This is a genomic window from Hydrogenophaga sp. ANAO-22 (assembly GCF_042466645.1).
GTDB lineage: Bacteria > Pseudomonadota > Gammaproteobacteria > Burkholderiales > Burkholderiaceae_C > Hydrogenophaga.
Genome location: NZ_CP159956.1, coordinates 5426918 through 5444862 on the forward strand (window position 1 = coordinate 5426918; position 17945 = coordinate 5444862).

15 protein-coding genes are annotated in these 17945 nt (G+C 67.7%); 7 read left to right on the plus strand and 8 right to left on the minus strand.

Going from position 1 to position 17945, the window contains the following annotated elements; genetic code table 11:
• The first annotated feature begins 202 nt into the window (after window positions 1-202).
• Together ABSY19_RS26355 and ABSY19_RS26360 are read left to right on the plus strand one after the other, a co-directional pair.
• Window positions 203-823: a DUF6806 family protein gene (locus tag ABSY19_RS26355; RefSeq protein WP_382157245.1), complete on the plus strand. Its 621-nt coding sequence runs from the start codon at window positions 203-205 to the stop codon at window positions 821-823.
• Window positions 824-890: 67 nt separating this feature from the next.
• Window positions 891-2189, plus strand: a complete 1299-nt coding sequence (locus ABSY19_RS26360; protein WP_382157247.1) for an MFS transporter — start codon at window positions 891-893, stop codon at window positions 2187-2189.
• Here the strand turns inward: ABSY19_RS26360 and murI are convergent.
• Window positions 2186-2986 carry a glutamate racemase gene (gene murI / locus ABSY19_RS26365; protein WP_382157249.1) on the minus strand — a complete coding sequence of 267 codons (801 nt, stop codon included), beginning with the start codon at window positions 2984-2986 and terminating at the stop codon, window positions 2186-2188. The genes ABSY19_RS26360 and murI overlap by 4 nt on opposite strands.
• Window positions 2983-4536: a fumarate hydratase gene (locus ABSY19_RS26370; protein ID WP_382157251.1), complete on the minus strand. Its 1554-nt coding sequence runs from the start codon at window positions 4534-4536 to the stop codon at window positions 2983-2985. The genes murI and ABSY19_RS26370 overlap by 4 nt, the downstream gene beginning before the upstream one ends.
• Before the next feature lie 151 nt (window positions 4537-4687).
• Here ABSY19_RS26370 and fumC point away from each other — a divergent pair, with 151 nt between their 5' ends.
• Window positions 4688-6085: a class II fumarate hydratase gene (fumC, locus tag ABSY19_RS26375; protein WP_382157253.1), complete on the plus strand. Its 1398-nt coding sequence runs from the start codon at window positions 4688-4690 to the stop codon at window positions 6083-6085.
• 16 nt (window positions 6086-6101) lie between these two features.
• Entirely contained in the window at window positions 6102-7331 is a 1230-nt protein-coding gene (gene gltS, locus ABSY19_RS26380; RefSeq protein WP_382157255.1) for a sodium/glutamate symporter, read from the plus strand.
• A 48-nt stretch (window positions 7332-7379) separates the two neighbouring features.
• On the opposite strand, the gene proX is transcribed toward gltS, so the two are convergent.
• The 4 genes from proX to ABSY19_RS26400 all read right to left on the minus strand — a co-directional run bounded on the left by proX (window position 7380) and on the right by ABSY19_RS26400 (window position 11753).
• Window positions 7380-8402 (minus strand): glycine betaine/L-proline ABC transporter substrate-binding protein ProX, encoded by a 1023-nt coding sequence (proX, locus tag ABSY19_RS26385; protein ID WP_382157257.1) that lies wholly within the window; start codon window positions 8400-8402, stop codon window positions 7380-7382.
• Window positions 8403-8446: 44 nt separating this feature from the next.
• Window positions 8447-9544 carry a glycine betaine/L-proline ABC transporter permease ProW gene (gene proW, locus ABSY19_RS26390; RefSeq protein ID WP_382157259.1) on the minus strand — a complete coding sequence of 366 codons (1098 nt, stop codon included), beginning with the start codon at window positions 9542-9544 and terminating at the stop codon, window positions 8447-8449.
• A 23-nt stretch (window positions 9545-9567) separates the two neighbouring features.
• Window positions 9568-10767 carry a glycine betaine/L-proline ABC transporter ATP-binding protein ProV gene (proV, locus tag ABSY19_RS26395; protein WP_382157261.1) on the minus strand — a complete coding sequence of 400 codons (1200 nt, stop codon included), beginning with the start codon at window positions 10765-10767 and terminating at the stop codon, window positions 9568-9570.
• Between the two features lie 386 nt (window positions 10768-11153).
• Window positions 11154-11753, minus strand: a complete 600-nt coding sequence (locus ABSY19_RS26400; protein WP_382157262.1) for a YqhA family protein — start codon at window positions 11751-11753, stop codon at window positions 11154-11156.
• 149 nt (window positions 11754-11902) lie between these two features.
• Here ABSY19_RS26400 and acs point away from each other — a divergent pair, with 149 nt between their 5' ends.
• Both acs and ABSY19_RS26410 read left to right on the plus strand, forming a co-directional pair.
• A complete protein-coding gene (gene acs, locus ABSY19_RS26405) occupies window positions 11903-13897 on the plus strand; it encodes an acetate--CoA ligase (protein WP_382157264.1) in 1995 nt (664 codons plus the stop codon).
• Between the two features lie 184 nt (window positions 13898-14081).
• Window positions 14082-15422 carry a hypothetical protein gene (locus tag ABSY19_RS26410; protein WP_382157266.1) on the plus strand — a complete coding sequence of 447 codons (1341 nt, stop codon included), beginning with the start codon at window positions 14082-14084 and terminating at the stop codon, window positions 15420-15422.
• Window positions 15423-15494: 72 nt separating this feature from the next.
• Here ABSY19_RS26410 and ABSY19_RS26415 read toward each other — a convergent pair whose 3' ends face one another.
• On the minus strand, window positions 15495-15809 hold the full coding sequence (locus ABSY19_RS26415) for a c-type cytochrome (protein ID WP_291118289.1): 315 nt from the start codon (window positions 15807-15809) through the stop codon (window positions 15495-15497).
• A gap of 123 nt (window positions 15810-15932) precedes the next feature.
• Here ABSY19_RS26415 and ABSY19_RS26420 point away from each other — a divergent pair, with 123 nt between their 5' ends.
• Entirely contained in the window at window positions 15933-16178 is a 246-nt protein-coding gene (locus tag ABSY19_RS26420; protein ID WP_291118286.1) for a TIGR04438 family Trp-rich protein, read from the plus strand.
• An 18-nt stretch (window positions 16179-16196) separates the two neighbouring features.
• Here ABSY19_RS26420 and ilvD read toward each other — a convergent pair whose 3' ends face one another.
• The gene (gene ilvD, locus ABSY19_RS26425) at window positions 16197-17903 is read right to left on the minus strand and encodes a dihydroxy-acid dehydratase (RefSeq protein ID WP_382157268.1); all 1707 of its coding nucleotides are present in this window, start codon (window positions 17901-17903) and stop codon (window positions 16197-16199) included.
• Between the last annotated feature and the right edge of the window lie 42 nt (window positions 17904-17945).

A 17945-nucleotide genomic window follows, 5' to 3' on the forward strand; every position in this document is an offset into this window, starting at 1 on the left:
TGCATCGCGCACCGGGATATGATCGAAGGCACTGGCCTCGGGGAAAACCTGCTGCAGCAAGCCTCATCCAAGCCCATCCTTAGTCCGGTGCGGATGCCATGCTCAGGCTTAAAATCCCCCGTCGCGAGACTTAGCGGTTCGAGTCCGCTTCGAGGCACCACCTCTAGGTTTTTTGCGGTTTCGCCGCTACAGTGAGTTTTCCATGACCCGATACAACGCGCCCTTCGAGATCCACGTGCACGGCGACGTGCCGTTGCGCGAGGATGTGGCCTACGGCCAGATCCAGGATGCGCTCAAACCCTTGTGGCAGTACGCGGGCGCTCGCTCGCTGGCGGCGGCGGCCGAGAGCAGCTACGAAGACGAGCCGGGCATCCGTTTCGACGCCGAGGCCCATGTGCTGCAGATCTGCTGGACGGTGCCGGGCGACGAGGATTTCCGCCAGGTGATCGAAGAGGCCTGCATGGGCCTGAACGACATCGCGTCGGCCGGGGCACCGCTGGAAGTGTCGTTCTACGACGCCGAGTACGACGAAGAAGAGGGTGCGCCCGACGAGGAAGCGCGCGACGACTTCCTGATGTGCTTCGTGGGCCCCACGCCCGCCGCCATCATGCAGGTGCAACGCGATCTGCTGGTGCAGGACGTGCTGCACGTCATGGAGCGCCACTTCGACCAGGCCGAACTGGGCGACGTCGTGGGCGCGATCGACAAGCTCTTCAACCAGCGCTTCGAGTCGCTGGTGAATTCGATGCAGCTGGGCAAGCCGCCGCGCGGCCATGGCGGCCCCTCGCACGGTGGCCCGCGCAAGCCGCGCCACCTGCACTGACGGCCCGGTCACGGGCGCGTAATAGACTTCAGAGCGCGAGCACCTGGCCTCGCCCTCCGGAGTCCCCATGGCCTTTTTCTCTACCGATGCCCTGAACCCCGGCGTGCGCAAGCGCGAGGTGTTCGGCTGGGCGATGTTCGACTTCGCGAACTCCGGCTACACCACGGTGGTGATCACCGCGGTGTTCGCGGCCTATTTCGTGGGGGCGGTGGCCGGTGGCGCCGAATGGGCGACCTTCGCCTGGACGCTGGCGCTCAGCATTTCGCACCTGATCGTGATGTTCACCATCCCCGCCATGGGCGCGTGGGCGGACCGCCACGCGGCCAAGAAGCGGCTGCTCATGATGACCACGCTGGGCTGTGTGCTGGCCACGGCCGCGCTGGGTCTGGTGGGGCCGGGGGCGGTGGTGCTGGGCATGGTGCTCATCGTCGTGTCCAACGTGTTCTTTGCCTGGGGCGAGTCGCTCATTGCCGCGTTCCTGCCCGAGCTGGCGAAACCCGAGGCCATGGGCCGGGTGAGCGGCTGGGGCTGGAGCCTGGGCTACGTGGGCGGCATGCTGGCGCTGGGGCTGAGCCTGGGCTATGTGCTCTGGGCCCAGGCGCAGGGCCAGAAAGCCGAGCAGTTCGTGCCGGTGACGATGGGGATCACGGCGGCGGTGTTCGCGGTGGCGGCGCTGTTCACGCTGGGTTTGCTGCGTGAGCGCGCCCAGCCCCAGACCGGGCCCGCCGGCGCGGCGGGGTGGCGCGAATCGCTGCGCCAGCTGCACCGCACCTTCCAGCAGGCGCGCCGTTACCGCGATTTCATGTGGCTGCTGGCCTGCGTGGCGGCCTACCAGGGCGGCGTGGCGGTGGCCATCACCCTGGCGGCGATCTACGCGGAGCAGGTGATCGGCTTCGTGCAGCAGGAGACCATGGTGCTGATCTTCGTGCTCAACATCGCGGCCGCGCTCGGGGCTCTGGCCTTTGGCTACTGGCAGGACCGCCTGGGCCACAAGCTGGCGCTGGGCATCACGCTGGTGGGCTGGGTGGCGACCTGCATCATCGCGGCGCTCACCACCACCAAGGGCGGCTTCTGGTACGCCGCGGCCATCGCGGGCGTGTGCATGGGTGCGAGCCAGTCTTCGGGCCGTGCCATGGCCGGCATGCTGGCGCCACCGGCGCAACTGGCCGAGTTCTTCGGCCTGTGGACCTTCGCCACGCGGGTGGCCAGCATCATCGGTCCGCTGAGCTATGGCGCCATCACCTGGATGACCGGGGGCAACCAGCGCCTGGCCATCGGCTTCACGGCCGTGCTGTTCGTGATCGGCCTGGCCTTGCTGGTGCCGGTGAACATGCAGCGCGGGCGTGCCGCTGCGCTGCAGGCCTAGAGGCTTCGCGCTTCCACGCCCAGGCCCAGCCAGCGCTGGGCGGCCTGGGCCAGGGCCGAGGGGTTGCCGCTGGACAGCAGCAAGGGCGGCACGGCGGGCGCGCCCGGGAGCAGGGGCAGGCCCAGCACGTCGCGGGTGCGGCGCGCGACGGGGGCGCCGGTGTCCACCAGCGTCACATCGGGGCCGCACAGGCGGCCCAGCAACTCGGCCGCGAACGGGTAGTGCGTGCAACCAAGCACCAGGGTGTCGATGGGGTGGTCGCCTTGGGGGCCTTGCAGCAGCTCCTTCACATAGCGCGTGCTCAAGGCCTCGATGGTCGGCAGCTCGTGCCGCTCGATGGCCGCCGCCAGGCCATCGCAGGGCTGACTGATGAACCGCAGGGGACGGGGCGCGGCGGCGATCAGCCGGTCGCGCAGCTGGGCGAAACGCGCGCTCTCGAGCGTGCCGCGCGTGGCCAGCACGCCGATGCCGCCGCTGCGGCTCAGGGCGGCGGCGGGCTTGAGGGCAGGTTCCACGCCCACGATGGGCAGGTCGGGGTAGGCCTTGCGCAGGTCGTCGATGGCGTGGGCCGTGGCGGTGTTGCAGGCCACCACCAGGGCATCGATGCCGTGCTGCTCGCGCAGCTGGGCGGTGATGCGGTGCGTGCGCGCCGACACGTCCTGCGCCGTGCGCTCGCCGTAGGGCGCGTGCGCGCTGTCGGCGGCGTAGACGAAGCGCGTGCCCGGCAGTTCGGCGAGCAGGGCGCGCAGCACGCTCAGGCCGCCGACCCCGCTGTCGAACACCCCGACGGTTTTCAAGCGGCGGCGACCTCGATGCCCTTGAACTCGCCGGTGGCGATGCGCTTCTGCCACTCGGCCGGGCCGGTGATGTGCGCGCTGGTGCCGCCCGCGTCCACGGCCACGGTCACGGGCATGTCGACCACGTCGAATTCGTAGATGGCTTCCATGCCCAGGTCGGCGAAACCCAGCACCTTCGCGGTCTTGATGGCCTTGGAGACCAAATAGGCCGCGCCGCCCACGGCCATGAGGTAGGCGCTCTTGTGCTTCTTGATGGCCTCGATGGCGACCGGGCCGCGCTCGGACTTGCCGATCATCGCGATCAGGCCGGTCTCGGCCAGCATCATTTCGGTGAAGCCGTCCATGCGGGTGGCGGTGGTGGGGCCGGCCGGGCCCACGGCCTCGTCGCGCACCGGGTCGACCGGGCCGACGTAATAGATCACACGGTTGGTGAAGTCCACCGGCAGTTTCTCGCCCTTGGCCAGCATGTCCTTGATGCGCTTGTGCGCCGCGTCGCGGCCCGTGAGCATCTTGCCGTTGAGCAGCAGGGTGTCGCCGGGCTTCCAGCTGGCGACTTCTTCCTTGGTCAGCGTGTTGAGGTCGACGCGCTTGCTCTTCTGCGTGTCGGGCACCCAGTTCACGTTGGGCCAGAGGTCCAGGCTCGGCGCGTCCAGGTAGACCGGGCCGCTGCCGTCCATCACGAAGTGCGCGTGGCGCGTGGCCGCGCAGTTGGGGATCATGGCCACGGGCTTGCTGGCCGCGTGCGTGGGGTACATCTTGATCTTGACGTCGAGCACGGTGGTCAGGCCGCCCAGGCCTTGCGCGCCGATGCCCAGGGCATTGACCTTCTCGTACAGCTCCAGGCGCAGTTCCTCGACCTGGTCGAGCTTCTCGCCCTTCGAGGCCTTGGCCTGCAGCTCGTACATGTCGATGTCGTCCATCAGGCTTTCCTTGGCCATCAGCACCGCCTTCTCGGCCGTGCCGCCGATGCCGATGCCCAGCATGCCCGGCGGGCACCAGCCGGCCCCCATGGTGGGCACGGTCTTGAGCACCCAGTCGACCACCGAGTCGCCGGGGTTGAGCATGATCATCTTGCTCTTGTTCTCGCTGCCGCCGCCCTTGGCGGCCACGGTCACTTCCACGGTGTCGCCCGGCACCAGCTCGGTGACGATCACGGCGGGGGTGTTGTCCTTGGTGTTCTTGCGGGCGAACTGCGGGTCGGCCACGACCGAGGCGCGCAGCGTGTTGTCGGGGTGGTTGTAGCCGCGGCGCACGCCTTCGTTGATGGCGTCGTCCAGGCTGCCGGTGAAGCCTTCCCAGCGCACGTTCATGCCGACCTTGAGGAAGACGTTGACGATGCCGGTGTCCTGGCAGATCGGGCGCTGGCCGGTGGCGCTCATCTTGCTGTTGGTCAGGATCTGGGCGATCGCGTCCTTCGCGGCGGGGCTCTGCTCGCGCTGGTAGGCGCGGGCCAGGTGGGCGATGTAGTCGGCGGGGTGGTAGTAGCTGATGTACTGCAGCGCGGCCGCGATGGATTCGATGAGGTCGGCCTGGCGGATGGTGGTCGTCATGGTGTCGTGGGCGTAGGGGGCAAATCGCGTCGGCGGCCGGGGCAAGGCGTCAAGTGGCCATCAGATGAGAATTGCTTTTATTTGGAGCTATGCTGGAGGGCCTTGGGGCTTGGCTTCTCCAGCCCTCTATTTTGACAGGTCACGCCACACCATGAACACCCGCCCGGCCACCCGCTCCGAACGCGACACCTTCGGCCCCATCGACGTCCCGGCCGACCGCCTCTGGGGCTCCCAGACGCAGCGCTCGCTGCAGAACTTCGACATCTCGGGCGAGCGACAGCCGCGCGAGATGATCCGCGCCCTGGCGCAGGTCAAGCGCGCCTCGGCCGTGGTCAACCACGCGCTGGGCCTGCAGGACGAGAAGAAGACCGAGGCCATCGCGAAAGCGGCCGACGAGGTGATCGCCGGCGGCCACGAGGTGGAGTTCCCGCTGGTGGTCTGGCAGACCGGCTCGGGCACGCAGACCAACATGAACGTGAACGAGGTGCTGGCCAACCGCGCGAGCGAGCTGCTGGGCGGCGAGCGCGGCGAAGGGCGCCTGGTGCACCCGAACGACGACGTGAACCGCAGCCAGTCGAGCAACGACGTGTTCCCGACCGCCATGCACGTGGCGGCGGTGGAGGCCCTCACGCACCGCCTGCTGCCGGCGCTGGCGCTGCTGCGCGGCACGCTGGAGAAGAAGGCGCGCGACTTCGACGGCATCGTCAAGATCGGCCGCACCCACCTGCAGGACGCCACGCCGCTCACGCTGGGGCAGGAGTTCTCGGGCTGGGTGGCGCAGCTCGCGCACGGCGAGGCGCATGTGCGCGCTGCCCTGCCGCACCTGTGCGAGCTGGCGCTGGGCGGCACGGCGGTGGGTACCGGCCTGAACGCGCCCAAGGGCTATGCCGAGCAGGTGGCGGCCGAGCTGGCCCGGCTCACCGGCCTGCCTTTCGTGACCGCGCCCAACAAGTTCGAGGCCATGGCCAGCGTCGATGCCCTGGTGCACGCGCACGGCGCGCTCAAGACGCTCGCGGCCAGCCTCATGAAGATCGCCAACGACGTGCGCTGGCTCGCCAGCGGCCCGCGCAGCGGCATCGGCGAGCTCAGCATTCCCGAGAACGAGCCCGGCTCGTCCATCATGCCCGGCAAGGTCAACCCGACCCAGAGCGAGGCCGTCACCATGCTGGCGGCCCAGGTGTTCGGCAACGACGTGGCGATCAACTTCGGCGGCGCCTCGGGCAATTTCGAGCTCAATGTGTTCAGGCCGATGGTGGCGCACAACTTCCTGCAGAGCGTGCGCCTGCTGGCCGATGGCATGAAGAGCTTCAACGACCACTGCGCCGTGGGCATCGAGCCCAACCGCGCGCGCATCACCGAGCTGGTGGACCGCTCGCTCATGCTGGTGACGGCGCTGAACACGCACATCGGCTACGACAAGGCCGCGCAGATCGCCAAGAAGGCGCACAAGGAGGGCACCACGCTGCGCGAGGCTGCGCTGGCGCTGGGCCACGTGACGGCCGAGCAGTTCGACCAGTGGGTGGTGCCGGAGAAGATGACGGGGCGTTGACCGCTACCATGGCGCCATGATCCTGTTCCCCTGGCGCACCAGCTTCCTCGTCGATCCTTTCGCCAGCTTCACGCTCGCCATCCTGCTGCTCTTCGTCGGCAAGTGGCTCACGCAGCGCCACGCCTGGCTGCAGCGCTACAACATCCCGGAGGCCGTGGTGGGCGGAGTGGTGTGCGCGCTGGTCGTCTGCACCCTGTACTACACGCTGGATGTGCGGGTGGTGTTCGAGCTCGGCGCGCGGGACATGCTGCTGCTGTACTTTTTCGCCGCCATCGGCCTGGGCACGGACGTGCGCACGCTGCGCCAGGGCGGGCGCTCGCTGGTGGTGCTGCTGGTGCTGGCCATCGGCTTCATGCTGCTGCAGAACGGGGTCGGCATGGCGGCGGCCAGCGCGTTCGGTATGGACGCGCGGGCGGGTCTCATGGCCGGCTCGATCTCGCTCACCGGCGGGGTCGGCACCACGCTGGCCTGGACGCCGCACTTCGTTGACCGCCTGGGCATCGCCAACGCGGGCGAGCTGGGCCTGGCGGCCAACATGGTGGGCATGATCGCGGCCTGCCTGGTGGGCGGGCCGCTGGCGGCGTGGTTGATGCGCCGCCACCGCATCGTGCCCTCGGGCTCGGCCGACGTGGAGGTCGGCACGCGCTACCAGGACGAAGCCCACCTGCGGCTCGACTACCACGGCGTGCTGATGGCCTTGCTCTGGCTCAACCTGGCCCTGATGCTGGGGCAGGGCGTCAACGAGCTGGTCGCGCTCACCGGGCTGCACCTGCCGGCCTTCGTGGGCTGCCTGATGGCGGGCATCGGCCTGCGCAGCGCCGGGCAGTGGCTGGCGCCCGAAGGCGGTCGCCTGTGGAACTGGCCGAGCATGCGGCTGGGGGTGGCGCTGATCTCCGACGTGAGCCTGGGCCTGTTCCTCACCATGGCGCTCATGGGCCTGCGCCTGTGGGAGCTGGAGCCGGTGCTGGGCTTCATGGCCGTGACCATGACGCTGCAGGTGCTGCTCGCGGTGGCCTTCACGGCTTTCGTCGTGTTCCGCTTCATGGGGCGCGACTACGAAGCGGCCGTCATCTGCTCGGGCTTCGGCGGCATCGCGCTGGGCTCGACCGCCACGGCCATCGCCAACATGAGCGCGGTGGTGCGGGCCTACGGCGCGGCGCCCCGGGCCTTCATCGTGGTGCCGCTGGTGTGCGGGTTCTTCATCGACCTCGCCAACGCGCTGGTGATCGGCTTGCTGGCGCGTTGAGCGCATGAAAAAGCCCGGCAGGCCGGGCTTTTTCAGGGGGGCGGCGCCTTAGCGTTTCGCGGCCGACAGGGCCTGGGAGATCCAGCCGTCAAAAGTCTTCTGGTGGGCCTTGATCCAGGCGTCGGTGTGGCGCTCCACGTCCTGCGGCTTGTTCTGGCCTTCGCGCATGCGCAGGTTCTGGGCGTTGATGTCGGCCACCGGCAGCGCCATCACCTCGAACAGCCGCGCGGCCGCCGGGTTCTGCTCGGTGAACTGCCGGTTGGCCACGATGCGCTGCGTGTTGAGCACGAAGCCGTAGTTCTGGCCATTGGGCAGCTGGGTGTCGAGCTTGGATTGCTCCCCCGGCAGCGAGGAGAACGGCACCTGCAGCCACACCACTTCCTGGCCGGGGCGCAGCACGCCGCTGACCCAGTAGGGCGTCCAGGTGTAGTACAGCACCGGCTGGCCCTGCTTGAGGCGCGTGATGGTGTCGGCGATCAGCGCGGCGTAGCTGCCCTGCTGGTGCGTCACCGTGTCGCGCAGCTTGTAGGCGTCGAGGTGGTGCTCGATCACCGCCTCGCAGCCCCAGCCGGGGTTGCAACCGGTCAGGTCGGCCTTGCCGTCGCCGTTGTGGTCGAACAGCTTGGCGATCGCCGGGTCCTTGAGCTGGTCCACGCGCGTGATCTTGTGGGCCTCGGCGGTCTTGCGGTCGATCAGGTAGCCCTGGGCCGCGCCGGGCGAGTAGGCGCCCTGGCGGTAGAGCTTGGCGTCGCCGCCGGCGTTCTTGTAGAAGTCCGCGTGCAGCGGGTCCCAGTGGTCGGCCATGAAGGTGGCGTCGCCGTTGGCGATGGCCACGTGGGCGGTCGGGTACTCCACTTCCTTGATCGGCTTCACGTCGTAACCCAGTTTGGCCAGCGCGCGCGACACCAGCAGGGTCTGGAAGGTCTCTTCGGCGATGGAGCTTTGCAGCGGCTGCACGGCAATGCCTTTGCCGGGCAGGTTCTGCGCCTGGGCCGGGCCCGTGAGGGCGAGGGCCATGAGGCCGCCGCCGAGCAGGGTGCGCCACAGAGGGGTGGGCGAGGGGAAGGTCATCGGTTTCCTTTCGATGGTGGGTGGGAGGGCCTGGGCGCGAACGCTCAGGAGGTGGAAAGAGGGGCGGTGGAAGGCGTGGGCGCCACCGGGCGGCTTGGCGAAGCGCGCAGCAGCCGCACGATCAGGCCGGCGGGGCCTTGTTGCCACCAGTGGCGCGCACCGCGGCCGGGCCGGCCCAGGGCCTGGGTGATGCGGTCCAGCGCGATCGCCAGCAGCACGATGCCCAGGCCGCCGACGGTGGCCATGCCCATGTCCAGGCGGCCAATGCCGCGCAGCACCATCTGCCCCAGGCCGCCGACGGCGATCATCGAAGCGATGACCACCATGGACAGCGAGAGCATCAGCGCCTGGTTGATGCCCGCCATGATGGAAGGCAGGGCCAGCGGCAACTGCACCTTGGCCAGCATCTGCCAGCGCGAGGCGCCGTAGGCGCGCGCTGCCTCGATCAGGTCGGGCCGCACCTGGCGGATGCCCAGGTCGGTCAGGCGCACCAGCGGGGGCAGGGCGAAGACGATGGTGACGATGACGCCGGGCACGTTGCCGATGCCGAACAGCATCACCACCGGCACCAGGTAGACGAAGGCCGGGGTGGTCTGCATCGCGTCGAGCACTGGGCGAAGCAGGCGCTGCGTGCGGTCGCTGCTCGCCAGCAGGATGCCCAGCGGCAGGCCGATGGCGATGCAGAACACCAGCGAGGTCAGCACCAGCGAGAGCGTGACCATGGCCTCGGGCCAGATGCCCAGCATGCCCACCAGCAGCAGCGAGACCACGGTGCCGATGGCGATGGCGCGGCCGGCGAACTGCCAGGCCAGCAGGCCCATCAGCGTGACCATGGCCAGCATCGGCACGCTCAACAGCAGCTGTTCCACGCTGGTGAGCGTGGTGTCGATGGGCGCGCGCACGGTCTGGAAGAACGGGCGGAAGTGGTCCACCGTCCAGCTCAGGGCGTCGTTGATCCAGTTCTCGACGGGCAGCGAGCCGTCCCACAGCTGGCTGAGGCGAAAACCTTCGTCGGCCATCGGGGCGGTGGTGTCGCTGAGCGCGGGGGTGTCGAGCCAGTTGTCGCTGGCGGCCGCGGTGGACGCGCCCCACGCGTCGGTGGTGGCGGGGCTTGCGGTGATCTCGATGTCGGTGTCGTTCATGTTCTCTCCAGTGGGGGGCGGCCTCAAGCTGCCGCGCGGTCCAGGAACTTCAGCAGCGTGTTCTTGCTGATGGCGCCGCGGTAGCGGCCGTGGGCGTCCACGACGGGCAGCGGGTAGGGCGCGTTCGCGGCCTGGCCGAAGAGCTCGGCCACCGGGTGGGCGGCGTTGACCACCTGCACGTCGGGCAGGTAGGCGCGCGAGAGGCCCAGCGGGCCGTCGTGGTCCTGCAACGCATGGCGCAGGGAATCCGCCGACACCAGGCCGAGGTAGCGCTGGTCGGGGCTGACGACGTAGGCCCAGTCGCGGTCCTTGTCTTCGAGCAGCTTGAGCGCGGCGCGCGCGCCCTTGTTCGGGTGCTCGGCCACCACGACCTGCGTCTGCCGGGCGATGTCGCCGGCCTTGAACACCGCCGCCGCGTCGACGCCGCGCACGAAGTTGCGCACGTAGTCGTCGGCCGGCTGGCGCAGGATGTCTTCCGGCGTGCCGACCTGCACCACCTGGCCGTCCTTCATGATGGCGATGCGGTCGCCGATGCGCATGGCCTCGTCGAGGTCGTGCGAGATGAAGACGATGGTGCGGCGGCGCACCTGCTGCAGGCGCAGCAGCTCGCTCTGCATCTCGGTGCGGATGATCGGGTCCAGCGCCGAGAAGGCCTCGTCCATCAGCAGGATGGACGGGTCCGAAGCCAGCGCGCGCGCCAGGCCCACGCGCTGCTGCATGCCGCCGGAGAGTTCGTCGGGGTAGCTGTCGCCCCAGCCAGCCAGGCCCACCTGTTCGAGGGCCTGGTCGGCCAGCGCCAGGCGCTGCGCGGGCTTGACGCCCGCGAGTTCGAGGCCGAAGGCGGTGTTGTCGCGCACGGTCATGTGCGGCATCAGCGCGAACGACTGGAACACCATGCTGATGTCCTTGCGCCGCAGGGCGCGCAGGCCGGCGTCCGAGAGGTCGTTGATGTTCTGGCCGTTGACCAGGATGCGGCCGGCCGTGGGTTCGATCAGCCGGTTGAGCAGGCGCACCAGCGTCGATTTGCCCGAGCCCGACAGGCCCATGATGACGAAGATCTCGCCGGCCTCGATTTCGAAATGGGCGTCGAAGACCCCGATGGATTGCCCGGTTTCGGCGAGGATCTCCTGCTTGCTGCGGCCTTCGCGGACGAGATCGAGGGCGGCCCCGGGCTGGTCGCCGAACACCTTGAAGACGTGTTCGATGGAAATGGGTTGGGCCATGGGTGGTGCTGCCTCCTGTGCAAGTTGGACAAGGCACCGCGAACGGTCTTGAAGCAGGGGGCACGCGCGTGCCCGACCGGGTCATTCAAGACCGCAGACAGACACTGACAGCGACGAATCGGCAAACCCAGCGCCTGCCATCACGCAAGCCCGGTCAGCGGGCCCTGTCTGGGGGGCTGGCACGGTGCGGGAGTGACGCGGCGTCGAGGCCGGAAGACCGGCCATTGAAATCTCTGTGCCGCGACGGGATGCAGGGCGATCCGCGAGTAGCACATGAGCGCCACCCGGCCAGGGGCCGGATGGCTGAGGCGTCAATTATAACTTTTGTGCATGGATGGCCCATGCCGGGGCGCAGAAAACCCCACAAGGCGCCCGAAGGCGCGCGGTCAGTGGCCGTTGTCCGCCGGGTGGGCCATCAGCCGGTCGGTCATGGCGATGGCCATGGCGCTGAGCAGGAAGACCACATGGATGATGGTCTGCCACATCAGGACCTTCACGTCGTAGTTGGCGGCGTTGATGAAGGTCTTGAGCAGGTGGATCGAGCTGATGCCGATGATGGCCGTGGCCAGCTTCACCTTGAGCACCGAGGCGTTCACGTGGCTGAGCCACTCGGGCTGGTCGGGGTGGTTTTCCAGGTGCATGCGGCTCACGAAGGTCTCGTAGCCGCCCACGATCACCATGATCAGCAGGTTGGAGATCATCACCACGTCGATCAGGGCGAGCACCACCAGCATGATGATGGTCTCGTTCAGGCCGGTGAGCTGCACGTCGCTCTTGTAGCCGATGCTGGTGACCAGCTTGGCCAGTGCCACGTCGTTGCCGAACGCGGCCTCGATCAGGTGGACCAGTTCAACCCAGAAATGGAAGACATAGATGGCCTGTGCCGCGATCAGGCCGATGTAGAGCGGCAACTGCAGCCAGCGGCTGGCGAAGATCAGGTTGGGCAGCGCGCGGATCGGGGCTTGGACTTTGACGGGGTCGCTCATGGATGGTGACACAATGTACCGAGCCCCCGGGATGGGCGGCCAGACGGCAGGCGGTATTGTAGGTCTGCGCCCTTTTCTGTAAGAGACTCGTAAGAGCCCTTCAGCACAGTCCCGGCCTGTCATCTGCCCACAACATTTAGGAGACTTTCATGTCCGCGCCTTCGTCGACGATCGAATCCACCCTGGTCGAAAACCGCGTCTTTGAGCCCTCGGCCGCCACCGTGAAGGCCGCGCGGGTCTCGGGCATGGAGGCCTACCAGGCGCTGTGCGCCGAGGCCGACAAGGACTTCGAAGGCTTCTGGGCCCGGCTGGCGCGCGAAACCCTGAGCTGGCACAAGCCCTTCACCAAGACGCTCGATAGCAGCAAGGCGCCGTTCTACAAGTGGTTCGAGGACGGCGAGCTCAACGCCTCGTACAACTGCCTGGACCGCCACATGGGCACGCCGGTGGAGAACAAGACCGCCATCATCTTCGAGGCCGACAACGGCGACGTGACCAAGGTCACCTACAAGGAACTGCTGGCCAAGGTCTCGCAGTTCGCCAACGCGCTCAAGGCGCGCGGCGTGAAGAAGGGCGACCGCGTCGTCATCTACATGCCCATGACGGTGGAGGGTGTGGTGGCCATGCAGGCCTGCGCGCGCATCGGCGCCACGCACAGCGTGGTGTTCGGCGGCTTCTCGGCCAAGGCCTTGCAGGAGCGCATCCAGGACGCGGGCGCCGTGGCCGTGATCACCGCCAACTACCAGCTGCGCGGCGGCAAGGAGCTGCCGCTCAAGGCCATCGTGGACGAAGGCATCGCCATGGGTGGCTGCGACTCCATCAAGAACGTGATCGTGTTCCAGCGCACCCCCACGGCCTGCAACATGGTCGCCGGCCGCGACACCTTCATGCACGACGCCATGGCCGAGCAGTCCACCAGCTGCCCGGCGGAAATGGTGAGCGCCGAGCACCCCCTGTTCGTGCTCTACACCTCGGGCTCCACCGGCAAGCCCAAGGGCGTGCAGCACAGCACCGGCGGCTACCTGCTGTGGGCGCAGCTCACCATGAACTGGACCTTCGACCTGAGGCCCGAAGACATCTTCTGGTGCACGGCCGACATCGGCTGGATCACCGGCCACACCTACGTCACCTACGGCCCGCTGGCCGCGGGCGCCACGCAGGTCGTGTTCGAGGGCGTGCCCACCTACCCGAACGCCGGGCGCTTCTGGCAGATGATCGAGAAGCACAAGGTCACGATCTTCTACACCGCACCCACGGCCATCCGCTCGCTGATCAAGGCCGCCGAGGGCGACGAAAAGGTGCACCCCGCGCGCTCCGATCTGTCCAGCCTGCGCCTGCTCGGCTCGGTGGGCGAGCCCATCAACCCCGAGGCCTGGATGTGGTACTACAAGCACGTGGGCGGCGAGCGCTGCCCCATCGTGGACACCTTCTGGCAGACCGAGACTGGCGGCCACATGATCACCCCGTTGCCGGGCGCCACGCCGCTGGTGCCGGGCTCGTGCACGCTGCCCCTGCCGGGCATTGCCGCGGCCATCGTCGATGAGGCCGGCAACGACGTGCCCAACGGCGCGGGCGGCATCCTGGTGGTGAAGAAGCCCTGGCCGTCCATGATCCGCACCATCTGGGGCGACCCGGAGCGTTTCAAGAAGAGCTACTTCCCCGAGGAACTCAAGGGCTACTACCTGGCGGGTGACGGCGCGGTGCGCAGCGCCGACCGGGGCTACTTCCGCATCACCGGCCGCATCGACGACGTGCTCAACGTCTCGGGCCACCGCATGGGCACGATGGAGATCGAGTCCGCGCTGGTGGGCAAGACGGACCTGGTGGCCGAAGCCGCCGTGGTGGGCCGCCCGGACGACCTCACGGGCGAGGCCATCGTGGCCTTCGTGGTGCTCAAGCGCAGCCGCCCCACGGGCGAGGAGGCCAAGGCCATCGCCAAGCAGTTGCGCGACTGGGTGGGCAAGGAAATCGGCCCGATCGCCAAGCCCAAGGACATCCGCTTCGGCGACAACCTGCCCAAGACCCGCAGCGGCAAGATCATGCGCCGCCTGCTGCGCTCCATCGCCAAGGGCGAGGCCATCACGCAGGACACCTCGACCCTGGAGAACCCGGCCATCCTCGAACAGCTGGCCGAGACCAACTGACCCCGGCCAGGGTGTTTTCAGGCCGCTCGCCGCGGCCTTCAGAGCGGCCCTTGAAGGGCCGCTCCGCTCTTTGTGAGCACCCATGAGGGTTTCTCCTCATGTTACAAATACTCTGCATTTGGTTACATTTTGATTCACTCTCTGGCGCTGTCGGAGGGATCAACGAATCAATTTGCATCAAGGGATGGACATGCTCAGAAGCGTGAAGTCCGCGTTTGCCGCGGCATTGGTCATGGGGTTGCTGGGTTGCGGAGGGGGAGGGGGCGACAGTCCCGCGCCGACAGCACCGCCCCCCGAGTTCGCGCTCACCGTCGAAGTTGCGGGCACTGCAGCAACCCCCGATCTGGCCGGCAAGTACACCGTGCGGCCGGGACAATCGGTGGTGGTCAAGTCCAATGACGCCGCCTCCTGGGCCGGCAGCGACAGCGGGAGCGGCGTGACCCGCACCGACGTGGAGACGGGCACCTCGCGGTGGGTCTCGCGGTTCAAGAACCCCAGCGCGGTGCTGTCCGGCGCCTACAAGCTCACGGCCAGCGCCTCGGGTGGCCGCACGAAAACGGTGGATTTCCTGGTGCAGCCCCGTGACTCCCGCAGCGGCGACTACACCGTGTTCGCCGCCAACGGCTCGCGCCAGAAGCTCAGCATCGACTACGACGAGGCCGCCTACACGATGACAGATGCGGTCGGCACCACAACCTCGGGCACGCTGACCGCGCCCGTGGCGCCCGCCAGGAACTGGACGGTGCAGAGCAGCCGCATCGTCGGCACCAACACGTCCTCCCTGCGCAGCGTCGGGGACAGCATTGTGGGCGGCTTCCCATTCGCGGTGCCGTTTGCCGCACCGGCGACGTATGCGGTCTACCCCTTCGTGGCCACCCGCGCCTTCGTGCTCACGCAAGGCAGCCTGGATGGCGTCTACGACCGCGCCTACATTCAACACTTGGTGGGCGGCGGTCGCCAATCGGCCATTTCGCAGTTCGCGATATCGGGCAGCGGCACCGTGATCAGTTTTTGCACCGATGCCACGATCTACCAGGTCGCCCACTGTCCTCCGGCCAATCTGCTCACCTTCGACGTCGAGGCCGACGCCCAGGCTGGGATGTGGCAGATGAAGGATCCCGTCACGGGCACGTCTCAGGGCCGCTTCAGCGTGGCCGAAGTGGATGGCGAGAAGATTTATCTGAGCGCCGGCACCTCGCCGGGGGATGGATCCCAGGTGCTCACCATCGGTGTTCCCACGGTCGCTGGCGCCACGACGTTCACCAGCACCGGGTGGTCCACCAACGGCACGCTCGATGTGACCAACGCGACCTCGACCGAGTACAAAATGTCCATGACCGATGCGGGGCTCCAGCTGCTGGACTTGACCCTGGGTAGCTGGGTTCCTCAGAGATCGATCGGCATCTACTCGGCCACCCAAGCGCCCAACACTTTCTTCACCATGCGTTCGACGCGCATCGAACTGCTGATTGGCGCGCGCAGCTCGGCGCAGGCCGGCTTCCTGCACGTGGGCATCGTGGACTGAGTCCACCGCCACCGGCAACAAAAAACCCGCTGGACTCCAGCGGGTTTTTTTGTGGGATAGCAGGCAGGTGGCTTACTTGATGCTCAGCACCCAGGCCGCCAGCTTCTTGGCCTCGGCTTCGCTGACCTGCGGGTTGGGCGGCATGGGCACCGCACCCCAGTTGCCCTTGCCCACTTCGGAGCCCTTGACGATCTTGGCGGCCAGTGCGTCCACGGCCTTGGCGTCGCCCGCATACTTCTTGGCCACGTCCTTGTAGGAGGGGCCGACCAGCTTCTTGTCCACGGCATGGCAGGCCATGCAGTTCTTGCTCTTGGCGAGGGCTTCGTCGGCGATGGCCGGAGCGGCCAGCGTCGTCATGGCGGCCATAATCAGGAGAGCGCGTTTCATGGGGTGTCCTTGTCGATGAATGCGGGAGAGTGTCACGCGATCGATTCTACCGAGCCGCACCTGCCCAGAAACGAACGCTTACAGTTTCTTGCCCGCTTCACGGGGCCTTTACCGGAGTTTGTGATGTATTTGCTGATCGCAGGCGTCGTGCTGTCGTTGTTGAAGTACCTGGAGTTCGGCGTGGTGGCCGAATGGTCCTGGTGGTGGGTGCTGTCGCCGTTCGCCCTGGCCGTGGCCTGGTGGGCCTGGGCCGACGCCACCGGCTACACCAAGCGCAAGGCGATGGAGAAGATGGATCAGAAGAAGAAGGACCGCATCGACAAGCAGCGCGAGGCGCTGGGCATCAAGCCCAAGCGCCCCTCGCGCTGACCGATCCGCGCGGGCGGATCAGTAGTTGTCGAGCACGGCGCCCTTGCTGGCGCTGGCCGCGTTGAACGCGAACTTGGCCTGCACGCCGCGCGTGTAGCGCGGTGCCGGCGGCGTCCAGCCTTCACGGCGCTTGGCGATCTCCGCCTCGGGCACGTTGAGTTCCAGCACCAGTTGGTGGGCATCGATGGTGATGGAGTCGCCTTCCTTCACGAAGGCGATCGTGCCACCTGCGGCGGCTTCGGGCGCCACGTGGCCCACCACCATGCCCCAGGTGCCGCCGGAGAAGCGGCCGTCGGTGATCAGGCCCACGCTCTCGCCCAGGCCCGCGCCGATCAGCGCACCGGTGGGGGCGAGCATCTCGGGCATGCCCGGGCCGCCCTTGGGGCCCAGGTAGCGCAGCACCATCACGTCGCCCGCGACGATCTTGCCGTCCAGGATCGCCTGGAGCGCCGACTGCTCGTCGTCGAACACGCGCGCCGGGCCGGTGATGACGGGGTTCTTCAGGCCGGTGATCTTGGCCACCGCGCCCTCGGGCGACAGGTTGCCCTTGAGGATGGCCAGGTGGCCTTCCGCGTACATGGGCTTGTCGATGGGGCGGATCACGTCCTGGTCGGCGCGCGGCGCATCGGGCACGTCCTTGAGCACCTCGGCCACGGTCTGGCCGGTGATGGTGAGGCAGTCGCCGTGCAGCAGGCCGGCCTTGAGCAGCACCTTCATGACCTGCGGGATGCCGCCAGCCTGATGCAGGTCGACGGCAAGGTACTTGCCCGAGGGCTTGAGGTCGCACAGCACGGGGGTCTTCTTGCGGATGCGCTCGAAATCGTCGATGGACCATTCCACGCCGGCCGCGTGCGCGATGGCCAGGAAGTGCAGCACCGCGTTGGTGGAGCCGCCGGTGGCCATGATCACGGCCACGGCGTTTTCCAGCGACTTCCTGGTCACGATGTCGCGCGGCTTGATGTCCTTCTTGATCGCCTCGATCAGCACCTTGGCCGATTCCTTGGCCGAGTTCTGCTTCTCGTCGTGCGGGTTGGCCATGGTGCTGGAGTACGCCAGCGACAGGCCCAGGGCCTCGAAGGACGAGGACATGGTGTTGGCGGTGTACATGCCGCCGCACGAGCCGGAGCCGGGGATGGCGCGCATCTCGATCTCGCGCAGGTCTTCGTCGCTCAGGTTGCCGGCGGCGTTCTGGCCCACGGCCTCGAACACGCTGACGATGTTGAGGTCCTGGCCCTTGTAGCGGCCGGGCAGGATGGTGCCGCCGTACACGTAGATGGCCGGCACGTTGGCGCGCAGCATGCCCATCATGCCGCCGGGCATGTTCTTGTCGCAGCCGCCGACCACGACCACGCCGTCCATCCACTGGCCCTGCACGCAGGTCTCGATGCAGTCGGAGATCACCTCGCGGCTGACCAGCGAGTACTTCATGCCTTCGGTGCCCATGGCCATGCCGTCGGAGATGGTGGGCGTGCCGAAGATCTGGGCGTTGCCGCCGGCTTCCTCGATGCCGGCCACCGCCGCGTCGGCCAGCTTCTGCAGGCCGCTGTTGCAGGGGGTGATGGTGCTGTGGCCGTTGGCCACGCCCACCATGGGCTTCTTGAAGTCGCTTTCCTCGTAGCCCATGGCGTAGTACATGGAGCGGTTGGGCGCGCGCGACTTGCCTTGCGTGATGTTGGCGCTGCGGCTGTTGATGGGCTTGATGGAGATGGTTTTGTTGTCGGCCATGGAGGTCTCTTCGTGGGGAGGGTGCGGGAAGTATGCGTCAGG

Coding starts and splice junctions, on each gene's coding strand:
- ABSY19_RS26400 (WP_382157262.1), bottom strand. CDS start 11,753: ATGAGCGACCCCGTCAAAGTCCAAGCCCCGATCCGCGCGCTGCCCAAC.
- ilvD (WP_382157268.1), bottom strand. CDS start 17,903: ATGGCCGACAACAAAACCATCTCCATCAAGCCCATCAACAGCCGCAGC.
- gltS (WP_382157255.1), top strand. CDS start 6,102: ATGATCCTGTTCCCCTGGCGCACCAGCTTCCTCGTCGATCCTTTCGCC.
- ABSY19_RS26360 (WP_382157247.1), top strand. CDS start 891: ATGGCCTTTTTCTCTACCGATGCCCTGAACCCCGGCGTGCGCAAGCGC.
- ABSY19_RS26355 (WP_382157245.1), top strand. CDS start 203: ATGACCCGATACAACGCGCCCTTCGAGATCCACGTGCACGGCGACGTG.
- ABSY19_RS26420 (WP_291118286.1), top strand. CDS start 15,933: ATGTATTTGCTGATCGCAGGCGTCGTGCTGTCGTTGTTGAAGTACCTG.
- ABSY19_RS26410 (WP_382157266.1), top strand. CDS start 14,082: ATGGACATGCTCAGAAGCGTGAAGTCCGCGTTTGCCGCGGCATTGGTC.
- fumC (WP_382157253.1), top strand. CDS start 4,688: ATGAACACCCGCCCGGCCACCCGCTCCGAACGCGACACCTTCGGCCCC.
- proX (WP_382157257.1), bottom strand. CDS start 8,402: ATGACCTTCCCCTCGCCCACCCCTCTGTGGCGCACCCTGCTCGGCGGC.
- acs (WP_382157264.1), top strand. CDS start 11,903: ATGTCCGCGCCTTCGTCGACGATCGAATCCACCCTGGTCGAAAACCGC.
- ABSY19_RS26370 (WP_382157251.1), bottom strand. CDS start 4,536: ATGACGACCACCATCCGCCAGGCCGACCTCATCGAATCCATCGCGGCC.
- proV (WP_382157261.1), bottom strand. CDS start 10,767: ATGGCCCAACCCATTTCCATCGAACACGTCTTCAAGGTGTTCGGCGAC.
- ABSY19_RS26415 (WP_291118289.1), bottom strand. CDS start 15,809: ATGAAACGCGCTCTCCTGATTATGGCCGCCATGACGACGCTGGCCGCT.
- proW (WP_382157259.1), bottom strand. CDS start 9,544: ATGAACGACACCGACATCGAGATCACCGCAAGCCCCGCCACCACCGAC.